The organism is Stieleria mannarensis (genome assembly GCF_014154935.1).
Lineage (GTDB): Bacteria > Planctomycetota > Planctomycetia > Pirellulales > Pirellulaceae > Stieleria > Stieleria mannarensis.
This window is the reverse complement of record NZ_JACEHH010000001.1, coordinates 40,688-61,543: the sequence shown is the minus strand read 5'-3', so window position 1 is coordinate 61,543 and position 20,856 is coordinate 40,688. Positions and strand designations below refer to the sequence as shown.

At 62.0% G+C, this 20,856-nt stretch carries 9 protein-coding genes; 7 read left to right on the top strand and 2 right to left on the bottom strand.

Going from position 1 to position 20,856, the window contains the following annotated elements:
• The first annotated feature begins 39 nt into the window (after positions 1 to 39).
• Entirely contained in the window at positions 40 to 8,064 is an 8,025-nt protein-coding gene (locus tag H1B37_RS00190) for a type I polyketide synthase (RefSeq protein ID WP_182864591.1), read from the top strand.
• Between the two features lie 255 nt (positions 8,065 to 8,319).
• Positions 8,320 to 9,324, top strand: coding sequence for an aldose 1-epimerase (locus H1B37_RS00185; protein WP_182864590.1), 1,005 nt, complete (start codon positions 8,320 to 8,322; stop codon positions 9,322 to 9,324).
• A 132-nt stretch (positions 9,325 to 9,456) separates the two neighbouring features.
• On the opposite strand, the gene H1B37_RS00180 is transcribed toward H1B37_RS00185, so the two are convergent.
• Positions 9,457 to 10,716 (bottom strand): hypothetical protein, encoded by a 1,260-nt coding sequence (locus tag H1B37_RS00180; protein ID WP_182864589.1) that lies wholly within the window; start codon positions 10,714 to 10,716, stop codon positions 9,457 to 9,459.
• 179 nt (positions 10,717 to 10,895) lie between these two features.
• Between H1B37_RS00180 and H1B37_RS00175 the strand changes: the two genes are divergently transcribed.
• Complete coding sequence (locus tag H1B37_RS00175) at positions 10,896 to 12,407, top strand: sulfatase family protein (RefSeq protein ID WP_182864588.1); 1,512 nt, start codon at positions 10,896 to 10,898, stop codon at positions 12,405 to 12,407.
• A gap of 223 nt (positions 12,408 to 12,630) precedes the next feature.
• On the top strand, positions 12,631 to 13,476 hold the full coding sequence (locus H1B37_RS00170) for an alpha/beta hydrolase (protein ID WP_182864587.1): 846 nt from the start codon (positions 12,631 to 12,633) through the stop codon (positions 13,474 to 13,476).
• Positions 13,477 to 13,596: 120 nt separating this feature from the next.
• Here H1B37_RS00170 and H1B37_RS00165 read toward each other — a convergent pair whose 3' ends face one another.
• Positions 13,597 to 15,393: an adenylate/guanylate cyclase domain-containing protein gene (locus H1B37_RS00165; RefSeq protein WP_182864586.1), complete on the bottom strand. Its 1,797-nt coding sequence runs from the start codon at positions 15,391 to 15,393 to the stop codon at positions 13,597 to 13,599.
• Between the two features lie 151 nt (positions 15,394 to 15,544).
• On the opposite strand from H1B37_RS00165, the gene H1B37_RS00160 reads away from it, so the two are divergent.
• The 3 genes from H1B37_RS00160 to H1B37_RS00150 all read left to right on the top strand — a co-directional run bounded on the left by H1B37_RS00160 (position 15,545) and on the right by H1B37_RS00150 (position 20,853).
• The gene (locus H1B37_RS00160) at positions 15,545 to 16,039 is read left to right on the top strand and encodes a cell division protein FtsH (RefSeq protein WP_182864585.1); all 495 of its coding nucleotides are present in this window, start codon (positions 15,545 to 15,547) and stop codon (positions 16,037 to 16,039) included.
• A gap of 124 nt (positions 16,040 to 16,163) precedes the next feature.
• Positions 16,164 to 17,162, top strand: a complete 999-nt coding sequence (locus H1B37_RS00155; RefSeq protein ID WP_182864584.1) for a DUF1559 domain-containing protein — start codon at positions 16,164 to 16,166, stop codon at positions 17,160 to 17,162.
• A gap of 67 nt (positions 17,163 to 17,229) precedes the next feature.
• Positions 17,230 to 20,853 (top strand): 3-keto-alpha-glucoside-1,2-lyase-like domain-containing protein, encoded by a 3,624-nt coding sequence (locus tag H1B37_RS00150; RefSeq protein WP_182864583.1) that lies wholly within the window; start codon positions 17,230 to 17,232, stop codon positions 20,851 to 20,853.
• Positions 20,854 to 20,856: the final 3 nt, after the last annotated feature.

Sequence of the window (20,856 nt, the reverse complement as noted above, 5' to 3'; positions counted from 1 at the left end):
GCACACGCACTGCCGCGCCCATGGCTGCCGAACCGAACCATGACTTCCGCCCCGAACCATCGATCCGCGCAAGACCGATCCGCCGACACTCCCTTGGCCGTGATCGGCATGGGCTGTCGTTTGCCCGGCGCGAATGACTTGGATGAATACTGGTCGTTAATGATCGAAGGCCGCAGCGCGATCGCGGAACTTCCCGCCGAACGTTTGGACCAACGGCGCTATTACGATCCCCAACCGGGACAATTCGGAAAGACCTATTCCAAAATCGGCGGGATCGTCAGCGGTCGCACCACGCCCATCGAGCCGTTTCGTCTGACCGATCAGGACCTCGAAAACGCCGACCACTCGCATGTGGATTTGTGCCAGGTCGCCGGCCAAGCGATGCGCGACGCCGGACTGGATCCGCACGCCACCGAATCGACACGGGGCGGCGTGTTCGTCGGCCACCAACGCGGGTCCAACCTGATCGGTGATTTGACACTCGGCGTGATGGCCGCCCAGGCGATGGATGGTCTTCGCCAAACGGACTACGTTTCCAGCCTGCCGTCCCGCGATCAAGCCGCTTTGGTCGATGAAATGACCGCTCGGGTGCGGCGTGATCTTCCGCAGCGACATGCCGGCGGTGGCCCGTTGTTGGAAAGCTCCGAAGCGGCGCGGCTGATCTCCAAAGCCTTCGGACTGGACGGCCCTTGTTTGTCGATCAACGCCGCGTGCAGTTCGTCGCTGGTCGCGTTGGCCGCCGGCGCCCACGCGCTGCAAATGGGTGACATCGACTTAGCCGTGATCGGCGGCCTGTCCTATTGCAAGCTGGACGCGTTGATCTTGTTTTCGCAGGCGCAAACCGTCAGCGCCACCGGGTCGCGCCCCTTCGATGCCGACGCCGACGGGCTGGTCGCCGCCGAAGGCTACGTCGTCGTGCTGGTCAAAACACTCCAGCGTGCCTTGGCGGACAAGGACCCGATCCGGGCGGTGATCCGCGGCATCGGCGTCTCTTCCGACGGCAAAGGAAAGAGTCTGTGGGCGCCGCGGCGCGAAGGTCAAATCGCCGCCGTCCGCCGCGCCTATTCGGCCGACGTGACGCCCAGTTCGGTTCAGTATGTCGAGGCCCACGCGACATCGACGCCGGTCGGTGATTCGACGGAGATCAACAGCTTGGCCGAGGCGTTCAACGAATCCTTCGGGCGACCGCCGGATCAGAAAATCCCCCTCGGCAGCGTGAAAGCCAACATCGGTCACACGCTGGAGGCCGCCGGACTTGCCGGACTGGTCAAAACGGTTCTGGCGATGCAGCACCGGATGATCCCGCCGCTGATCAATCTGCGCCGGCCCAGCCCCAAAGTGGATTGGGCGGCCGCTCCGTTTCAATTGCCGACCAGCGCCATCCCTTGGCCGGATCCGCCGCCGGGCGGACCACGGCGGGCCGGCGTCAACGCGTTCGGAATCGGCGGATTGAATGTGCATGTCGTGCTGGAGGAATGTACCGCCGACACCTCCATCCGTTCTCAATCGCTTCGCGACACAACTCCGCAGGACCGATCGATTGCCGTGGTCGGCACCGCCTTGCTGGCCCCCGGAGCACGGACGATCGACCAGTTTTGGGACCTGCTGTCATCAGGCCGAGACCCCAAAATCCCCGTCCCGGACGATCGCTGGGATGTCACGCTGGATCACGGGGACGACGCCAAACATTGGGTCGGCGGGTTCATCCGCGATTACAAGTACGATTGGCGACGGCACCGCATCCCGCCGAAACAAATTGCCAACGCCGATCCGCTGCAGTTCATGATTCTGGACACGGTCGCCGAAGCGTTCCAGGCATCCGGATACGAATCCAAGCTGGATCGCGAGCACACCGCGGTCATCGTCGGCAATCTTGTCGGCGGCGAAGCCAGTTCCCAGCTCCTGGTCGGGTTGCGATTGCCGGTGCTGCGCGAAGTCATCGAAACGGTCTTAAAGGACAAAGGCGTCCCGGCAGAACAGATCGCCCGGACGTCAGAGCGATTCGCCGAGGTGCTGCTAGAACGGATGCCGGCCTTGTTGGACGAAACGGGCGGCTTCAGCAACAGCTCACTGGCCTCGCGGATCACCAAGACCTATGACCTGATGGGCGGTGCGTTCGCGCTGGACAGCAGCGACAACTCGTCCATCATGGCGATCGACGCCGCGCGTGGATTCCTGTTGCGTGGTGATTGCAAGATGGTGATCGCCGCCGGAGCCCAACGCGACCTCGGCCCCCATGCGTTTGAATGTCTCCGTCTGGCGGACCGACTGAGCCCGTCGGGTCATGTCCGGTCGCTGGATCAAAATTCCGACGGCATGTCACCGGCCGAAGGCGTCGCGGTGGTGCTGCTGAAAAAGCTTCGTGACGCGAAGGCCGATGGCGATGAAATCCTGTCGGTGATCCGCGAAATCGGCGTCGCACGCCACGACGATCCACAGACCGCACAACGAATCGCCATCGGCCGCGCCCTGTCCGGAGCCGGCGTGGCTGCCGATCAAATTTCGGCCGTCGAGTTGTCGGCCGGTGGAGTTGTCGGCGAAGACCGAGACGAATTCCAAGCGATCGCCCAGGCGTACGCGGCAAAGCGGGAGCAACCGTTGCACCTGCGTTCGCTGGCGGGACAATTCGGGCACGCCGGCAGCGCGGCGGGAATGATCGGGCTGGTCAAATCGTCCTTGTCACTTTCACACCTTCAATCGCCCGTCGGTCTGCCACCGGAACAACCGATCGATTGCTTGTCGAATCAATCCTGGTGTGAGTTGCCCAATGCAAACCGGGATCTGCCGCTTCTGGATCCCTCCGGCCACGTCTTCTCCACGCTCCATTCCTGTGCCAGGGGCATGGCATGCCATGTCGTCATCCAGCGTGGGCAACCGGTCCCAAATCCGACGGTGCAACCCGACCGCGGCCAAACGATTCGCCCCACGACCGACCGCGATCTCAGCTATCGAAGCTGGATCTGCCAAGCCGACTCGCTGTCCGATCTTGTCGATGCCGCGAAAGAAGTTGCCGCGGGCGAATCAATTGACCGGGCCCCGGCTTCTCGCGGCACTGCATCGCGCGGCACTGCACGGCACGGACTCGCAATCGTCTACCGCAGCGACGACGAGCTTCGGAAAAAGGCGGAGCTATTTGTTTCGTCACACGCGCATCCCAAACGTAACGCGCTGCTGCAGAACCAAGGCGTCTATTGTGTCGAGCGATCGGGACGGTCGAAGGTCGCGTTCTTGTTTCCCGGCCAAGGGTCACAGTACCCGTCCATGCTGACCGAACTGGTCCAAACACATCCCGTTGCCGCCGCGGCCGCGGAGCGAATCGATGCGATCCTGAAATCGCTGGATTTTCCGAGCTACCGAAATCTGGTCGTCGACCAGGCGGATCTGCTGGGTCACGACGTTTGGCGCACGCAACTCTCCTTGCTGGTCGCCGATACGATCTTGATGGAAGTGGTCGATGCGATGGGCATCCGTCCGGACCGGATTTCATCACACAGCTATGGCGAGTTCCCGGCATTGGTCGCAGCCGGCGCGTGGGACTTCGCCACCGCGGCTGTGGCGACGTATCACCGTTGTCGATTGATCACCGAGTCCAAGGAGATCGACGGCGCGATGCTGGCGGTCGACCTGGATCGCCGCGGCGCGCAAGACTACTGCAACGATGCTCCGGGCGACGCCTTTGTCGCCAACTGCAACAGCGACCGACAAACCGTCATCGCCGGCAGTCGTGCCGTGATCGAGAATCTGAAATCGCGGATGGTCGACGCCGGGGTCTACGCCAGAATCCTGAACGTGCCCCGCCCCTATCACACGCCGCTGATGGCACCGATCCAAACGGCGTTTCGACAACAACTCGACCGTTTAGGAATCGCCCCGCCGCGCACCCCGTTGCTCAGCAGTGTCGACAACCGCTACGTCGCTGAACCCGACACGATTCGGGAAAACCTGGTCCGGCAACTGGTGCAGCCGGTGCTGTACACCGACCAAATTCGACGGCTGGCCGACGAAGGCGTCAATGTGCTGGTGGAGATCGGCCCCAGCCCCGTCCTGACGCGGTTGCACGAACAGATCGTCGGTGACGATTTGTTTTGGATCGCGACAAACAACAAGAAACGCCACCCCGATGAATCACTGGCCCGGCTGGATGCCGCGCTGCGTGCGGCGGGGGTCCCAAGCGGTCCATCCGATGACATGGAAACGCGGTTGAAGTTAACGGGGGTCCCTTCCGACATGCCCATAGGCTCGCGCCAAACGGCTGATCTGCAAACGACATCAGCCGGTTCGCGCCGGCGTCCGGGCAACGCGAGTGGCATCCGGCAACCGGAATCCGATCCTCAGGCGGGACTTCCGCTACTGTTCCTGGAAGGTTCGCCTCGCGAGATGGGTGCCGCGCACGGTCACGCCATGGCGTCGGTGATCCGCCCGATGCTGGATCGTTACGGCGAAATCGCCGCGGGCAAGTTCGGCAGAACGCTGCCAGATCTGTCGCCCGCCAAATCGATGCTGGGCACCCTGGTCGACGAATCGGCGTTGGAGGAAGTGCGTGGGATGGCCGACGCGGCGGGCGTGCCCGTCGACGCGTTGCTTGAGCACAATTTGTACGCCTATCCGGAAATCGGTGCCGGTTGCACACAGGTTCTCGCCGGCCGAACCTCGCCGGAGTCGCCACCGGGCAAACAGCCGTCGACGACACAGTGGCTGCACGCGGCCAATGAAGACATGGCGTTGGGACTCTTTCTGCGCGACACGATGCGCCGCTGCGTTCAAGTCCGTCGACCGACCGAGGGGTTGCACCACGTGCTGTTCTCTTCCGCCGGACACGTGCTGGGGATCAACGGCGTCAATGCGTCCGGACTGGTCGTCACCAGTTCGATGTTGTTGGACCGGCCCCGCCGCACCGAAACGCTGGACGGACTACTCCACTCGATCGTGATTCGACGCGTCCTGGAAACCTGCCAATCGGTTGACGACGCCATCCATCTGCTGCGTCGCGAACGGACCACCGGCGGCTGGGGCATGTGTATTTCCGACGCCAGTGGAACCGATGCGGCCTACGTCGAATACGACTGTGGAACGTTCCAGTCCAAGCGGATTCAAGATCGTCACCTGGTCAGCAACCATGCCCAGCTGCTGGCGCCGGTCAGCGCCAAACCCAGACACTCGCTGTTGCGCCAACAACGACTGGAATCATTGTGGCGTCAGAAAGGCGACCAGGCTCCGTCGACCGAAATGCTGCAACGATGGATGAGAGATCAATACGACGAAGGCCGTGGCAGAGAAGTCCGCTTTGCCACGATGAACACCATTCGTCGTGTCGACAATCAGGTCAGCGTTTTGTTTGATGTCCGATCCGCCCGGGCCTGGACGACGCCGGGCAATCACGAACCCTCCGCGGACGCGAATCAGTTTTTCCAGCTCGATCTGGAGTCCCTGATCGGATTGCAACCGCGCGCACCAGCCCGAAATCGCGCCACCGCGACCACCGCGACAAGCGTGACAAGCAACGTTGCCGAGCCCGTGACCGACCGCGTGATCCGCTGGCAAGAATTTGCCCCGCGCAGTGTCACCGCCGACGGCCAACGATCGGGCGGTGAGACGGGAAGGGTCTGTGACCGATTCGTGCTGCGATGCATCCAAACGCCGCCTGCACCACCAGCTGACATTGCGACGACGCTTGATGGTGGCGTTTTGCTGTTGGGCGATAACGCCGTCGCCGACACGCTTGCCGGATCGCTGCAAGATGCCGGCGTCCGCTATCTTCACCTCCGCCGGTTGGACAACATCGACACCGCCCTTTCCCAGCTGGACGCCTTTTGCCAAACCGGCGTGCCCACCAATGTGTTCCTGTTGACCGCGTGGGATATCAACGCCGCCGAGGGCGCCTCGGCGGACGATTGGCAACGCCGCCGACAGAGCGGCCTGTTGGTGCCCTATCAACTCTGTCAACGCTGGCAAAAACGGCTTGCGGACAACGGTCTGGTCGGCGACGGCAGAATCATCGGCGGCGTCCGCCTGGGCGGGATGCTGGGCTTTGACCATCAAGTCAACTCACCCGAGGGTGGATTTGCGACCGGGCTGGTCAAGGGTTTGTTGATCGAGCTTGGGTTCGCCGCACAGACGTCATTCCGCGCCCGCGTCGTCGATTTTGACGAGCGTGCCGATCCGCATTTTGTCGCGGCTCGATTGATCGATGAAGCCGCGTCGTCGGCCGGGCGGACGGCGGAAGTTGCCTATCGCGGCGGACAACGTCACGTCGTCGCGCCCCTCCATCAACCGGCCGATCAGCTCCCCAGCGTCAACCCGGACTTTGGTCGCGTTTGGATCATCACCGGCGGCGCCCGTGGTGTCACCGCCAAGATCGCCAAAGCAATCGGCAGGCAATTCGGCGTCAAGTTGCACCTGGTCGGATCGAGTCCCTTGCCGGAAATCGAAGACAGTTGGCGAGACTTGACTCCTGAGCAGCAAAAACAGTTACGTGCGGAAGTCGTTCGCAAAGCACTCGCGGCGGGGGAGGTCCCGATTGAGGCCTGGGCGCGCGTGGAAAAGGCCTTGGAGATCGACGAAAACCTGCGTGATTTCGCCGCATCCGGATTGGACGTCACCTATCACGCCTGCGACGTCAGCGACCACCGGGCTCTGGCACGGTTGCTCGACCAGATCCGACAGACCGACGGCCGCATCGACGGCGTCGTCCACGGTGCGGGCTATGAAAAGGCGACCCGTTTTGCCAAGAAGAAACTTCCGTCGGTCGAGCGGACGATCGCCTCGAAAGTCGACGGCGCCGTCGCGCTAATGGAATTGACCCGACAAGACGACTTGAAGTTCTTTGCCGCCTTTGCATCCATCTCGGGGCGCTTCGGCGGTGTCGGCCAAACCGATTACTGCTTGGCCAACGAACTGCTGTGCAAGCTCGTCAGTTGGTTTCGCAAGACTCGCCCCAATGTTCACGCGGTCGCCTTTGACTGGCCGTCGTGGGATGAAGTCGGGATGGCCGTCCGCCCGGAGTCTCGACTCGCCAAGACACTCGTCGACGCCAAGTACATGCCCGTCGAGGAAGGCGTCGGACACTTCATCGACGAGCTTCGACGGGGCTGTCCCGAAGGCGAGATCCTGATCACCGATTGGCAACGCTACAAACGCTACTACACCGACCAGTACGTCGCTTCCCTAAGCCCCTTTCCGATGATCGACCGTGTCCAAGAGTGGGAGGGTTCAAACGGCCACGGCATCATGACCGCGCACGTGGTCGACCCGGTCAACGACAACTTCCTGTCCCAGCACCTGCTGCGCGGACGACCGATTTTGCCCTTCGTCGCCGCCGCCGAAGCCTGTGCCGAAGCGGCGAGTCTGCTGACCGATGGGAGGGCGGTGATGACGATCGAGGACTTTCGCATCGCCGAATCGATGCGGTTCTTTACCGACCAACCGCAGGAGATTCGTGTCCGCGCCGAGCGATCCGGCGACCAGGTCCGATGTTCCTTGCTCAGCGATTTCAAGAACCGCAAAGGCCAGGTGCTTCGCCAGGACCGCGTGCATGCCGAATGCGTCATCGGAACGGACCGGCCCGATGAGTCTGCGATCGAAACGGTCGACTTTCCCGATGTCACCTACATCCCGGTCCATTACCTGGATCACAAATTGTCGGTGTACCACGGTCCGATCTATCGCCAGCTGAAACAGTTCTACTATTCCCGGCAGGAATCATGGGCGAAAATCCGGATCGCCGACCCGGCGGAGTTTCTATCGACCGAAAGCAGCGATTCGGTCTTGCTACCCTGTGTGTTGATTGACACCTGCGTGTTTTCGGCGGGCGTTCATGAGTGGACGATTGACCGGACGTCGATCGCCCTGCCGCATTCGATTCTGCGGTTGCGGATGTTCTCGCGTCCCGTGGTCGGCCAGCAGGTCACCGCCCGCATCACCCCGCTCGAATCGACCGACACATACGCGACGTTCAATATCGATGTCTGGGACCAGCAAAAGCGTCCGGTGCTGCAGATCGAGAACTATCGCGCCAACGTCCTCGTCACGACCATCCCGTTGGATCGGATGCAATCAACCGAATGACGTGAAAAACGTGCATGCCGATCGATGCAACGTCGTCGGAAGCTTCGCGTATCACGTCTCACCGCAAGATTCGGGCAAATGGTAGTGGACGACGCGAGGAGTCCTTGCAGCTGAAAAGGAATCCAAGCCTAGCTGGACGGCGCCCCATCGTGCAGAATCGAATAAGATACAAGCGAGCAGCGCCAGCAAGTGTGTCTCAACGTCAGTTGCTCACTCGCCCGCGCGTCGATCTTGTTCCCCTTGAGCACGAACCTGATGATCCGATCACTCCTTTGTTGCTTCACCTTCTTGGCAATCGCACCCACCGCATTGGCAGGCGGAATCTCGATCGGCAACGAATCCGGGATCCAGGTGTTCACGTTGCGGCAGGAAACCACCGTCGTCAAATTCGCTCCGGCCGCCGGTGCCAACGCGTATTCGATTCGCATCGACGATATCGAATACCTGCGGCAACCCGAATCGCTGGACAAACTGCCCGGCGTCGGCTTCGGCAATCCCGTGCTGTATCCGACGCCGAATCGTGTCAAGAACGCCTCGTTCGAGTTCGACGGCCAAACGGTTCGCTTTCAACCCAACGCGGGAAAGAACTTCATTCACGGACTGGTCAATCGGCACACTTGGCAGTTCGTCCGATCCGGATCCGATGCTGGCAGCGCGTCGGTCACTTGTGTCGCCGATTTCCGCGACGGCACCGAGTTGCATGCACAGTTCCCGTTCCCGCATCAATTGTTCTTGACCGTCACGGTGACCGAGGGTGCGGTCCGCTGGACGTACACGGTGGACAACAGCGAAGGGAAGACCGCCGTGCCGTTCGGATTTGCCTTGCATCCGTACTTCGTCTATCAAGGTCGCCGCGAGAACACGTACTTGAAGATCCCCGCATCACATTGGATGGAATCCGAAAACCAGTTGCCATCGGGCCGGCTGATCCCAAAGGACGATCTGGACTATCCGCTTGGCGAGTCCATGTCGCTGAAGGGAACGACGTTCGACGACGTGTTCTGGGGGCTAACACCGGACCAGCCCACCATCATCGAGTCTCGCGACGTGAATCGAACAATCACGATCAAGGCTTCCGAAGCGTTCACACACCTGGTGGTTTGGACGCCGGATCGACCCTATTTCGGCATCGAAAGCCAGACCTGCAGCACCGACGCCCACAACCTGCACGCCGCCGGCAAAATGACCGAAGCGCACCTGCAGGTTTGCCCACCCGGTGAGCGTCTCAGCGGCTGGGTCGAGTACCGATTCGGCGACTGAAAGCGGGCTGGTGTCCAGGCTTTCGCCGCAAGAGTCGCGTCCGGGTACGACGGCCCGTCCGGGCAATCGCTCCTCGCCGCTTCGCAGCGACGGGAAATCGCCTCAAGGGACCGTCCAGTTTTGGAGAGGAGGTCACGCGTGTTCGGGGACTGCGGACCGGTCACGCGCGAACCCGCCCACCACGCTGACGGCGAATCGACCCGCGACACGTCCGACCTCGCTCTCGTCCGCGACAAACACGCGCACGTCACCGCGATCGAAGCGGTCCAAGTCCAGGTCGCCTGCGGATCGCCATTCACATTCGCGAGTCCAATCGTAGGTCTTGCCCGCCGCTTGAAACCGAAACTGATCCTGCGGCGGGATCGAACGGCGATCCTTTGCGGTGCCGTAGATCACCGGCCGGAATCCTGCGGCGATCGCGGCCGACTTTCGGATCGCAATGCCATAGGGTTCGTAATCCCAGCGGTGCAGATGAGGCCGATAGCGGCGTTCCGCTAACAGCCGCTCCAGCGACTGCTCGGAAAAACAGACCACCGGCCAGGCCCGATCGCTCGTGATCGCCGACGCCACCAGGCGACGCATGCGGACGATCCGCTCAAGCGAATCCAGGGGCGTGCGCGTTGCCGTCGCCAACGCGGGACCGCCCAACAACAACGCATCGCGGTGCTGTCGGTCGGTTTGCCCCGGCCAAGGACCTTGGCTGCCGCGGGTGCAATGAACCAGCCACTCGCCGCGGGTGCCCGCCCACTGCGACGAATGTATCCCAGCGGCACAACGTGGCGATGGGTCCTTCGCCACCGCCGGACAGCAATACCATCCGACGGCGCCGCAATCCATCAACCCGCGCGCCGTTTGTTGCGTTTTTTTGTCCACCGGGTTGTCGTGAATCGCGATACGGACCGTCGGTTCACGATCACGTTCGAGACGCTTTCGCAACGACCGCTGGACATTGCCACGCGGTCGACAGAAAACACAATCCACACGATCGGCCAACGCAACAACCGTTGTATCGCGGCATAGAGAATCGTCGCCGCGAACCTCGATCCACAACTGCGATTCCCGCGATCGACCTAAATCGGCGGAGGCACCTTCAACCGTCTCGTTGACCGACACCCGTATCAACGGCACCGCAAACAGATCCGCCGCGCGCGCCGCCCAGGGCTCGATTGCCGAACCCGCCGCAACCAAGACGACGCGCCCGGCTTGTCGCGCGTCGATCATCGCACGACTGATGTAACGACACACCTGGGCATGCAAACGCGTCGATCTGCCCAGATGGCTGGACGTGAGCGCCAACCAAGTCCGCCCAAGTAAGCCGTCGGCGGGAACCGAAAGCGTCACCGCGGCGTTGATTTCCAATCGCCGCAAACGATCCTCAAGAGACTCCGACATCGATCTGACTCCCGCGAGACAACGTGGGAGAGGCTTCCAGCCTGTCAGATACAGCGGATGACAGGCTGGAAACCTCTCGCTCTTTTGAATCATACCGCGTCGACATCGATTTCACGCACCGATTAAGCTATGGATTCGTCTGAACACCCAGTTTGTGACCGTTTTTAAGCGGATTTGAAATGCTATCAATTGTTCTTCGTCGCACCGCGCTGCTTGCTAGTTGCATTGCGTTGCTGCACGCATCAACGTCTCGCGCCGCCGATCGCCCCAACGTCATCTTGTTCATCGCCGATGATGTCAGCTGGAACGATTACGGATGCTATGGCAATGGCGCCGCGCGAACACCGAACATCGACGAACTGGCCGCCGGCGGGATTCGTTTTGACCGCGCGTACTTGACCGCCAGCAGTTGCAGCCCGTCTCGGAGCAGCATCATCACGGGGCGTTACCCGCACAACAACGGCAAGGCGGCCGAGCTTCACCAGCCGATCTCGGTGCACTTGCCATGGTTCCCCGAGATCTTGAAGCAATCCGGTTACTACACGGCACTGTCGGGCAAGCATCACATGAAATCGACGTCGCCGGGCAAAGGCGAATCGCCGCGACCGGAGGCGTTTGATCACGTCGATGCCGGACGGGTCAAAGGCGACTCAAGCGGCTCGGCGAATTGGTTGAGCGTGACGCGTGACCGCCCCAAAGACCAGCCGTTCTTCTTTTGGTTCGCCTCCTACGACGCCCATCGCGGCTGGGACGCGGACAAGCAGTGGAAGGAATCCGAGTATGGGCCGATGCACCGTGCGGAGGATGTGGTCGTGCCGCCGTTTTTGTCGGACGACCTGCAAACGCGTCGGGACCTGGCGTCGTACTACAACGAAGTCACGCGTTTTGATTATCGCATCGGCGTCGTGGTCGATGAACTGCGCCGGCAAGGCGTGTTGGACGAGACGCTGATTTACGTCTTGGCCGACAACGGGCGTCCGTTCCCGCGAGCCAAAACGCGGCTGCACGATTCGGGGATGAAGACGGCTTTGGTGGCCCACTGGCCGACGGGAATCCAGTGGCAAGGCGCGAGTGACCAATTGGTCAGCGTGATCGATCTGGCGCCGACGGTGTTGTCGGTGGCCGGCTGCCAAGTCCCAGAAACGATGCAGGGCGTTTCGATGTTGCCGCTGTTTCAAAACGCCTCGGCCTCGGTCCGCGAGTATGCGTTTTCAGAGCACAACTGGCACGACTACGAAGCCTTCGGCCGCAGCGTGCGTCACGGCGATCACCTGTTGATCATCAACCGGCGTCCGGGACTGGCTTGGCAAGGCCCGGCGGATTCGGTTCGCAGCGACTCACACCAACAGCTGCGTTCCCTGCGCCAGTCGGGAAGCTTGAACGACGCCCAGGCGGACGTGTTCCTGTCGCCACGGCCAGAGGTGGAATTGTACGATGTGACGTCCGATCCACATCAGTTGAACAATTTGACGACACACCCCGAGCATGCGGAAACCCGGCAGCGACTGGTCGCGGTGCTGCAGCGTTGGATGGACGAAACCGGGGACAGCGTGCCGGACAAATTGTCGCCCGATACGTTTGACCGCGAGTCCGGGAAACCGCTCGCCGAGGAGGCGATCGACGCCCAGGGTGCGATGACGCCGGGCGAAGATCGCTCGGCCGATCACGTCAACGCGCCCGGTCCGCGGTAACATGGGCCGCGGAAACATGGGCCGCGGTAACATGGGCCGCGGTAACATGGACGTAGCTAGCTTCGCCAGAAGGTGGGTCTTTAGAGCGTCGGTCTCCCGTGTGCTCCACGCTCTGGCGAGCGTAGCTACGTCAATGTGACGTTGCGCGTTTCTGTGAGCCTCGCGAAGTCAAACTGACGGTGTCCAGCTAGACAGCGTGCGATCCGACGGTCAAGATGCTGGGATGATTCGTTCGTTCCGCCGTCATCTGTTGGATCGATTCGTTTTGCGGCCTTCGCGAAACGAATTGGTCTATGCGCCCAAAGAACGCGTGTTGGTGACCGTCGATCGGATGACGGACGAGTACTTTGTTGAGTATCGCCGCTCGCGCGGCGACGGCACCTGCGGCGAACTCTCTCCGGACCATCAACCGATCGACTTGCTGGTCCTGAAGTTCCCGGGGACGGCCGGTCGGGCGGAGCGGGCGTCGGATTGGCCGTGCCGCTTCCTGCCCGAATCAACGGTCAAGATCTGCACCTGGAATGCGCCCGGCTATGGCGCCAGCAGCGGCCGCGCGACGCTGGCCAACATCGCCCGCCGCGCGTCTCGATTCTGGTCCCTGGTCACCAGCGACCTGCCGCCCCAGCGGCCGCGAATTTGGTTGGTCGGCAACTCACTCGGCTGCGCGACGGCAACCTATTTGGCGTCGCGGCCGGAGGTTCAGATCGAAGGGTTGATCTTGCGCAACCCGCCGCCGTTGATCCAGACCGTCAAGCGCGTCGCTCGGCAGTACCCGCTGGGGCATTTGACCGACGCGATCGCCGAGAGCGTTCCGCCGGAAATGAACCTGTCGTTGACGGCGCCCGGCGCCAAGGTTCCGACGGTGATGCTGCAATCCGAACGCGACCAACTGGTTCCGCCGGCGTTGCAGATGGAAGTGTTCGACGCGCTGCCGGGGCCGAAGCGATTGGTGATCCTGGAAGGCCTCGATCACGACGGCATCACCACCGACGATCACGAACACGAAATCGACCAGGCCATCAACTGGCTGTGGCAACAGTCTCTGGCCTTTAGGGATTTTCCAGCTTAGGGCGATGCTTTTCTTGGGGTACGCCCCTTCCGGGCTGTCGCCCGTGGGGCTCTGCGCGCCGACCTAGAAAGGACGTCGTACACCCTCCCCAACGACCACCTCTCACCCAATCCGCCACCATCACTTCGGCAGGTCGATCACTTCACCTTCGCTTTCGCCCGAGAGGATTTGCTGGATCATCATCTGCGTCGGCCCGTCCCAGGTCGGCAGGGAGCGAAACAGTCGCAGCGCGCCGTCCAGGTCGGAGGCACGGAACAGATCCAGTGCCGCTTCGTAGTCCGCGATCAATGCGTCGGTGACTTGGTGCGTCCCGATGGCGGCGTCCCCGATCAGTTCCGAAATCTCGACCGGGGTGGCAAAGCCGGCGGGTCGGACTTTGGCCAGTCGTCGGAGTCGGACCCCGTGTCGACCGGCCGCCAACAACGCCGTCCGAGTCGCTTCATCAAGAATGATCTCCGCGCCGAATCGTTTGGACATCGACTCCAACCGACTGGACAGATTCACGACCGGACCGAAGGCCGTCACCTTGACTTGATCCTTGGTGCCGATCTGTCCGGCAACGGCGCGGCCGTGGGCCAGTCCGATGCCGCAGCGAAACCCCAGGTCCGATCGATGGTATTCCGCCTGGATCGCCAGGGCCGCACCGGCGGCTTGGAGGATCGATTGGTCTTGAGCCAGCGGCCATCCCCAAAACCCCATCGCCGCGTCGCCATGAAAGTCGCCGATCACCCCGTCATAGCCGAGGATGTGTTTGGTCATCACGCCCAGTGCGTCGCTGACGTCGGACAACAATTGCAACAATTGCTGTGAATCCTGTTCGCTGCGGCTGGAGAATCCACGCAGGTCACAGAACATCACGGTCAGCTCGGCTTCGCGCGGCTGCAATACTTTTTCGCTATCACCGCTGGCCAAGGCACGCATCACGATCGGCGCAAAGAAGTTGCTCATCGCCGCCTGGCGACGTTGCAGCTGACGACTTTGTTGCAAACTGGCCATCGTCGTCCCGACCAGTTCGGCAAACTTGACGTCGTCGTGCAGCTGGTCGGAAACATCCACCGGATGTCCCGAGCCCGTCATCGTCTCGGTGTCCGGCAACTTTCCCGTGATGTAGATCACCCAACCGCGACAGGCTTGGGTGCGGAGCGGCACGCAGTAGGCCCAATCCACATCCTCCCGCGCCGTGAACGCACTGGTCGTCAACGTCGAATCGCCCGATGCCCACACATTCAAGATGCTTTCGCGTTTCTCGATCGACCGCTGGACCAACCGTCGACTGATCGGCGATCCGCCCAGCGTCGCACTGCGGTTGTCGTAATGCAGCACTTCGATCGGCGCGTCTGGATCGTGCTGGAGGTCCCCTGCCGACAAAATCGAGACCGCTTCGGCCGAAGGCGTTGATTGCAACAAGACACTCGTCACCCGGACCAACAGCTCTTGATCGCTGTCGCTGCTGGCGATCAGATCGGGCAGCCGAGTCAACACGTCGATCCGCGCGTTGACATCGCGGAAGTGCTTGCGACGCAGGGCCACGTGATCAAACACGTTTTCGGTCACATCCAGCCCGTCTTCGGCGGCCTGATCGCCCAGACGTTCCGGCGAACGTTTTCCCGTCGCCGCGGCCAACGTGAACGTCGTCTTGCCGATCACAAAGTGATCGCCGGGCACCAGCACAAAGCGAACGGCATGACGCCCCTGGTGATAAACCGGGTTTCGCGCCGAAGCGACCGCGATCACTTCCAGACGACCATCGGCTTGGGGAATCAAACGCACATGCGCCCTTGAGATCAACGGATCCCAGGGCACGTTCCAATCCGCATCGCTGCGACCGATCACCACATCACGACGCATCGCCGCATCGGGGACCTCCCGACGCCAACGATGATAATTCTGCGGTCCCTGTGCGATTAAATCAGCCATGCGGTTAAGTTACCGGGTTGGGGAAGAAGTTCCAAGGTTCTTGGTTCTTGGTTTGCGCGGGGGCGGGTGCTGCACTATTTTCTTGTCGGCTCCCCTCCCATCTTTCTGCCCCCTCTTTTTCTGTCACCTTACCTCCCCCAATCCCCAAACGATGGACGACGACGAAACCTTGACCGCCTACCACGAAGCCGGCCATGCGGTGGTCGGCTTTGCCCTCGGCGGCGAAATCGAATCGGTCGGCCTGTACGCCGAAGCGGACGAGTGGCTGCCCGAGCGGTTCGGCGATTGCCATGTCAATTGGGGCCGCGTCGACGCGCACAGCGATTGGCAAGTCCAGCGCGAGGTGTTGACGATTCTTGCCGGTCCGGTCGCGGAAATGATTTACCGTGGCGAGAAACTGCATCCGGCCACGTTCGCGCCCTGGCAACACGACTGGGCCTGGGCTTGGCAACGCGGTGAGCGGTTGATGCGTGACCCCCAGCGTCGGACGCAACTGCTGGAGTCCGTTGTGGTGTTGCTGCACCACCACCTGAGCGAGGATTTGTGCTGGGCGGCGATCGCGGCGGTCAGCGACGAATTGCTGGCCCACGAGTACCTGGACGCCGAACAATTGGCCGAAACCCTGTCGTTTTGGATCCGCACCTGAGGTCACCAATCAAGCAGCGGGTCGGAAAAGCTTTGGCGGCGCAGCGTGAGATCGCCTATAACGGAGTCCGTTTGTTGCCCGTCGCTCATCCGCTCGTCTGCCGATCTTTGCCAGGTTTGTTCCGATGCCGGCTCCTGATCCTTCGAATTCATCGCCGCGCCGCCGTCAAGCGTTTCGCCCAGGCTTCACACTGGTCGAGTTGTTGGTGGTGATCGCGATCATCGGGATCTTGGTCGGTTTGTTGCTGCCGGCCGTCCAGGCGGCTCGGGAAGCCGCCCGTGTGATCCAGTGCCAGAACCGGCTAAAGCAGGTCGCCTTGGCATGCCACAATTACGAATCGGCCTTCAAGGAATTGCCGGGCTACGGGGGGGAGCGTCCGGGGTTCCTGATCACGCAACGCGAAAACCGCTTTCGAACCCACATCGGCGGCGGGACGTGGATCACACAGGTGCTGCTGTATCTGGAAGAACCGCAGCTCGCCACCAAGATCCAGCCGCTGGCCCGATCGTTGGCCGTGACGCCATCGGATCGGATCCAGTCGCTCGTTCGCGTTCCGGTCGAAACGTTGCATTGCCCGTCACGGCGAGATGCCGAGCCGTACCCGTTGGTCGAACCGTACAGCTTGCGGTACGGCGATGCGGGAGCCCGAAACGATTATGCGATGAATGGCGGATCGGCCGAAATCGACCCCGACGCAACACCCAATGATCGCAACGCACCCGCGATCCGGTTGACCCACGACGGCGTCTGGGTGCTCGGACAGCGGACGCGTTTCAACACGATCCTGGACGGGCTGAGCAACACGTACCTGGTCGGCGAGAAGGCGATGGATCTGAACAAGCTGGAAACCGGAGACGGGTTCGGAGACCGCTCGCCGTTGGCCGGTTACCACGACGTTGCGATCTCGTCCCACTCCTATGTCCGCTACGCCGCTCGTTCTCCCAAGGTCGATTCGCGCGCCAACTGCTTGGAATGTCATGATTTCGGCTCGACGCACTACGGCGGCTGGAATGTGGCGTTCGCCGACGGGCGGGTCACGATGATGGATTACAGCTTGGATCTGGAGGTCCACCGCGCCCAAGCCTCGGTCAACGGTCGAGAAATCATCCCGTACCATCATTGATGCGTTCGTGTATGCTGTGGCGAATTCCGCCACAACGATTGATTTTCTTTCCACCGTCGAATCGTCCATGCATCTTGTGCCACTGCATCTTGTGCCACTGCATCTTGCGTCCCTGCAGCTTGCAATCCAACGGCTTGCAACTCTGCGTTTTGCGTCTTTCTCCGCGACATTGATTTGCCTGCTGGCCGCCGGTGTCTCGGCCGCTGAACCCAAGGGCCACCGGGCGGACCCTGATTACGCCATCCAGGGTGAATACGACGGCGAAAACCACAGCATGCACGTCATTGCGAGGGGTGATGGCGAGTTCGAAATCATCGTCTACGACGTCGCACTCGAGGCGATTGCCGCGGCGGGGAATCCGCCGCGCCGCCTGGAGGGAGACGAAGACACGGTCCTGGACCTGGCCAACGCGCTGGAGGTCGAACGCGTCGAGCGGACGTCGCCGACGCTCGGTGCCGCCCCGCCGCCGGATGCGATCGTGTTGTTCGACGGTTCGGAAGAGTCGCTGGCCAATTGGAAAGGCGGGACGCAGACCGATGACGGGCTGTTGCAACAAGGCACCGAGACCAGGCAGACCTTTCGCGACTACACGTTGCACCTGGAGTTCCGCACGCCGTGGATGCCCAACGCCAGCGGCCAAGCCCGGGGCAACAGCGGCGTGTACCACCAAGGACGCTACGAAACACAGGTCCTGGATTCGTTCGGACTGTCCGGGGCGGCCAATGAATCCGGCGGAATCTATGGCGTCAAAGCTCCCGATTCCAACGCCTGTTTGCCTCCCATGCAGTGGCAAACCTACGACGTCGACTTCACCGCCGCGCGCTACCAAGGGCAGACAAAATTATCCGACGCGCGGATGACGGTTCGACTCAATGGCGTCACGGTCCAGAACGATGTCGTCGTGCCCTCCACCACGACCGCGGCCAAGTACCGCGAAGGCCCCGACGACGGACCGATCGTGTTGCAAGACCACGGCAACCCCGTCCGCTTTCGTAACATCTGGCTGATCCCCCGCGACGCGACCCGTGAGGCGTCGCGGCCGATCGTGCCCGGATTTGAACGTTTCTTCGCCGGCCGCGACGACCCCAAAGGACTCGGCGGCGAACTGCTGATCAGCACCCTCGGATGCGTCCATTGTCACGCCGGTGCCGAAGGCGCGTTGCCGATCAAAAAAGGCCCCGTGCTCTCCGACGTGCGCGGGCGGGTTCGCCCCGACGTGTTGGTCGACATGATCGCCGACCCGCACAAGACAAAGACCGGGACAACGATGCCCGATCCGTGGATGGGGCTCAATGCCCAACAACGACGCTCGGCCGCCGCGTCGATCGCCAGCTACCTGATGTTGGCCGGCGATCCGTCCGAGTTGGTCGACCGCCCCGCAAAACCGACCGCGGTCAAACGCGGCAAAACGCTCTATCACAGCGTCGGGTGCGTGGCCTGTCACCGATCCTTTAACGGCACCGAGACGCCCACCGCGACCACCGTTCCCTTGGGGCCGGTCGATGTGAAGTACACCGTCGACTCGCTCGCCCAGCTGATCGCACAGCCACACCGCATTCGCAAGGGAGCCCGTATGCCGTCGCTGGTCGGCTCGATGGGAGACGCCTATGCCATCGCCAGCTATCTGACGGCCAAAGTCACCGAGCGGGCCAGCGATGTCAAATTTCGCCGGCTGATCTACAAGGGCCAGTGGCAAAAGCTGCCCGACTTTGACACCCTCACTCCCGTCTCCGAAGATTCCGTTTCGGGCTTGGACCTCAATCACGACGGCAATCCGCTGCACACCGCGATGGTGTTCCAGTCACAGATTCGGATCGCCGCCCCCGGGAAATATGAGTTCTCGATCGCCAGCGACGACGGGTCGCGATTGTTCATCGGCGATCACAGGATCGACAACGATGGCATCCACCCCAAGGTCACCAAGACGGCCACGTTTGAATTGGCTGCGGGGCTTTATCCGGTCCGTGTCGAATGGTTCAACAATGCCGGCGAAGTCGCTTTGGAAGCGCACGTTGTCGATCCAATGCTGGGACGCGTCCGGCTGAGAGAAGTGATCACCGACGGCCAGGAAGATTCCCAGCCGTTGTTGGCCAGCGAGTTCCAGCCGGACCCGAATTCGGTCCAGCGTGGCGGGCAACTGTTCCAATCCGCCGGGTGTGCCTCGTGTCACGAATTCGGATCGACGCGGCCGCCGCTCGACCTGGCCCCGAAGTTGACCGACGTCCGAACCGACCGCGGCTGCCTGGCCAATTCGGTGACCCGCCCCGCCGTCGACTTTCACCTGTCACCGCGACAGAAACGTTCGATCAAAAACGCGATCGGTTTGCGCAAAGAAGTCCGATCGACCGCGATGACGATCAGCGATCCGGACCTGGTCCATCTGACCCTGGCAGGCCTGAATTGTTATGCCTGTCACCGACGCGGATCGTCGGGCGGCCCCGAGGCGGCGCGCGACGCCTCCTTTCAAACGACCACGGCGGAGATGGGTTGGGAGAGTCGATTGCCGCCGCCGCTGGACGGTGTCGGCGACAAATTAAAATCGTCTTACCTGTCCGACCTGTTCGCTCACGGTGCAAACGAACGACCGTACATGCTGACGCGGATGCCCGGATTCGGTGAGGGCAACTTGGACTTGCTGCATCAAAGCCTGGTGCGGCTGGATCGCCAGGACACCGACGGCGGCGCGGCGATGGCCGAATGGGCGCAGCATGCCGATGTCAACGACGGCCGGAAACTGACCGGCGCCACCGGGCTCTCCTGCATCAAATGCCACTCCTACAAAGATGTCAAAGGCGGCGGCATCGGTGTGATCGACCTGCTGGCGATGCCCAAACGACTGCGCGCCGATTGGTTCCACCGCTACCTGCAAGACCCCACCAAGTATCGGCCGGGGACGCGGATGCCCAACAGTTTTCCCGAAGGCCGCAGTTCCTTCACCGGCCTGTTTGACGGCGACCCGGCGCAACAAATCGCCGCGATGTGGTCCTACCTGAACGCGGGAGAATCGGCCAAGGAACCGCCGGGGCTGCGTGTCGGCGCGATCCTGTTGGCCGCAGCCGAACGACCGCGAATCTATCGCAACTTTTTCGAAGGCGTTTCCGGTCGCGGCATCGCCGTCGGATTTCCCGGCGAAGTCAACCTGATCTGGGACGCCGAACGGATGGGGCTGAATTCGATCTGGAAACACGAGTTCATCGACGCGGCCAGGCACTGGACCGGGCGTGGTCAAGGACGCACCACGCCGGCCGGAGATTCCATCCACACGCTAGAACCCTGGACGCCGCTGGCCCCGGGCGATTCGATCGACATGACGTGGCCGAGCGAATCCGGACGCGATCTCGGTTACCGGTTCGGCGGCTACCGACTGGACGACGCCGGCAACCCGACGTTCCTGTACTCGATCGACGACACAACCGTCTCCGATTCGATCCGGCCGCTCGGTCCGGGCGGATTCCAGCGACAACTGACGATCACCCGCCCCGACGACTCGACGAAACCGGGGCTGATCTGGCGGATCCTGCGGGCGGCCAAGATTGAAGCGGTCGGCGATGGCTTGTACCAGACCGGCCCGATCAAATTGTCGATCACCGACGCCCCGTGTGAAATCATCACCGCCCGCGGACAAAGTGAGCTGCGTGCCCGAGTGCCCGCGGGAACGTCCGTGACGCTCACGCAAACTATCCAGTGGTAACGC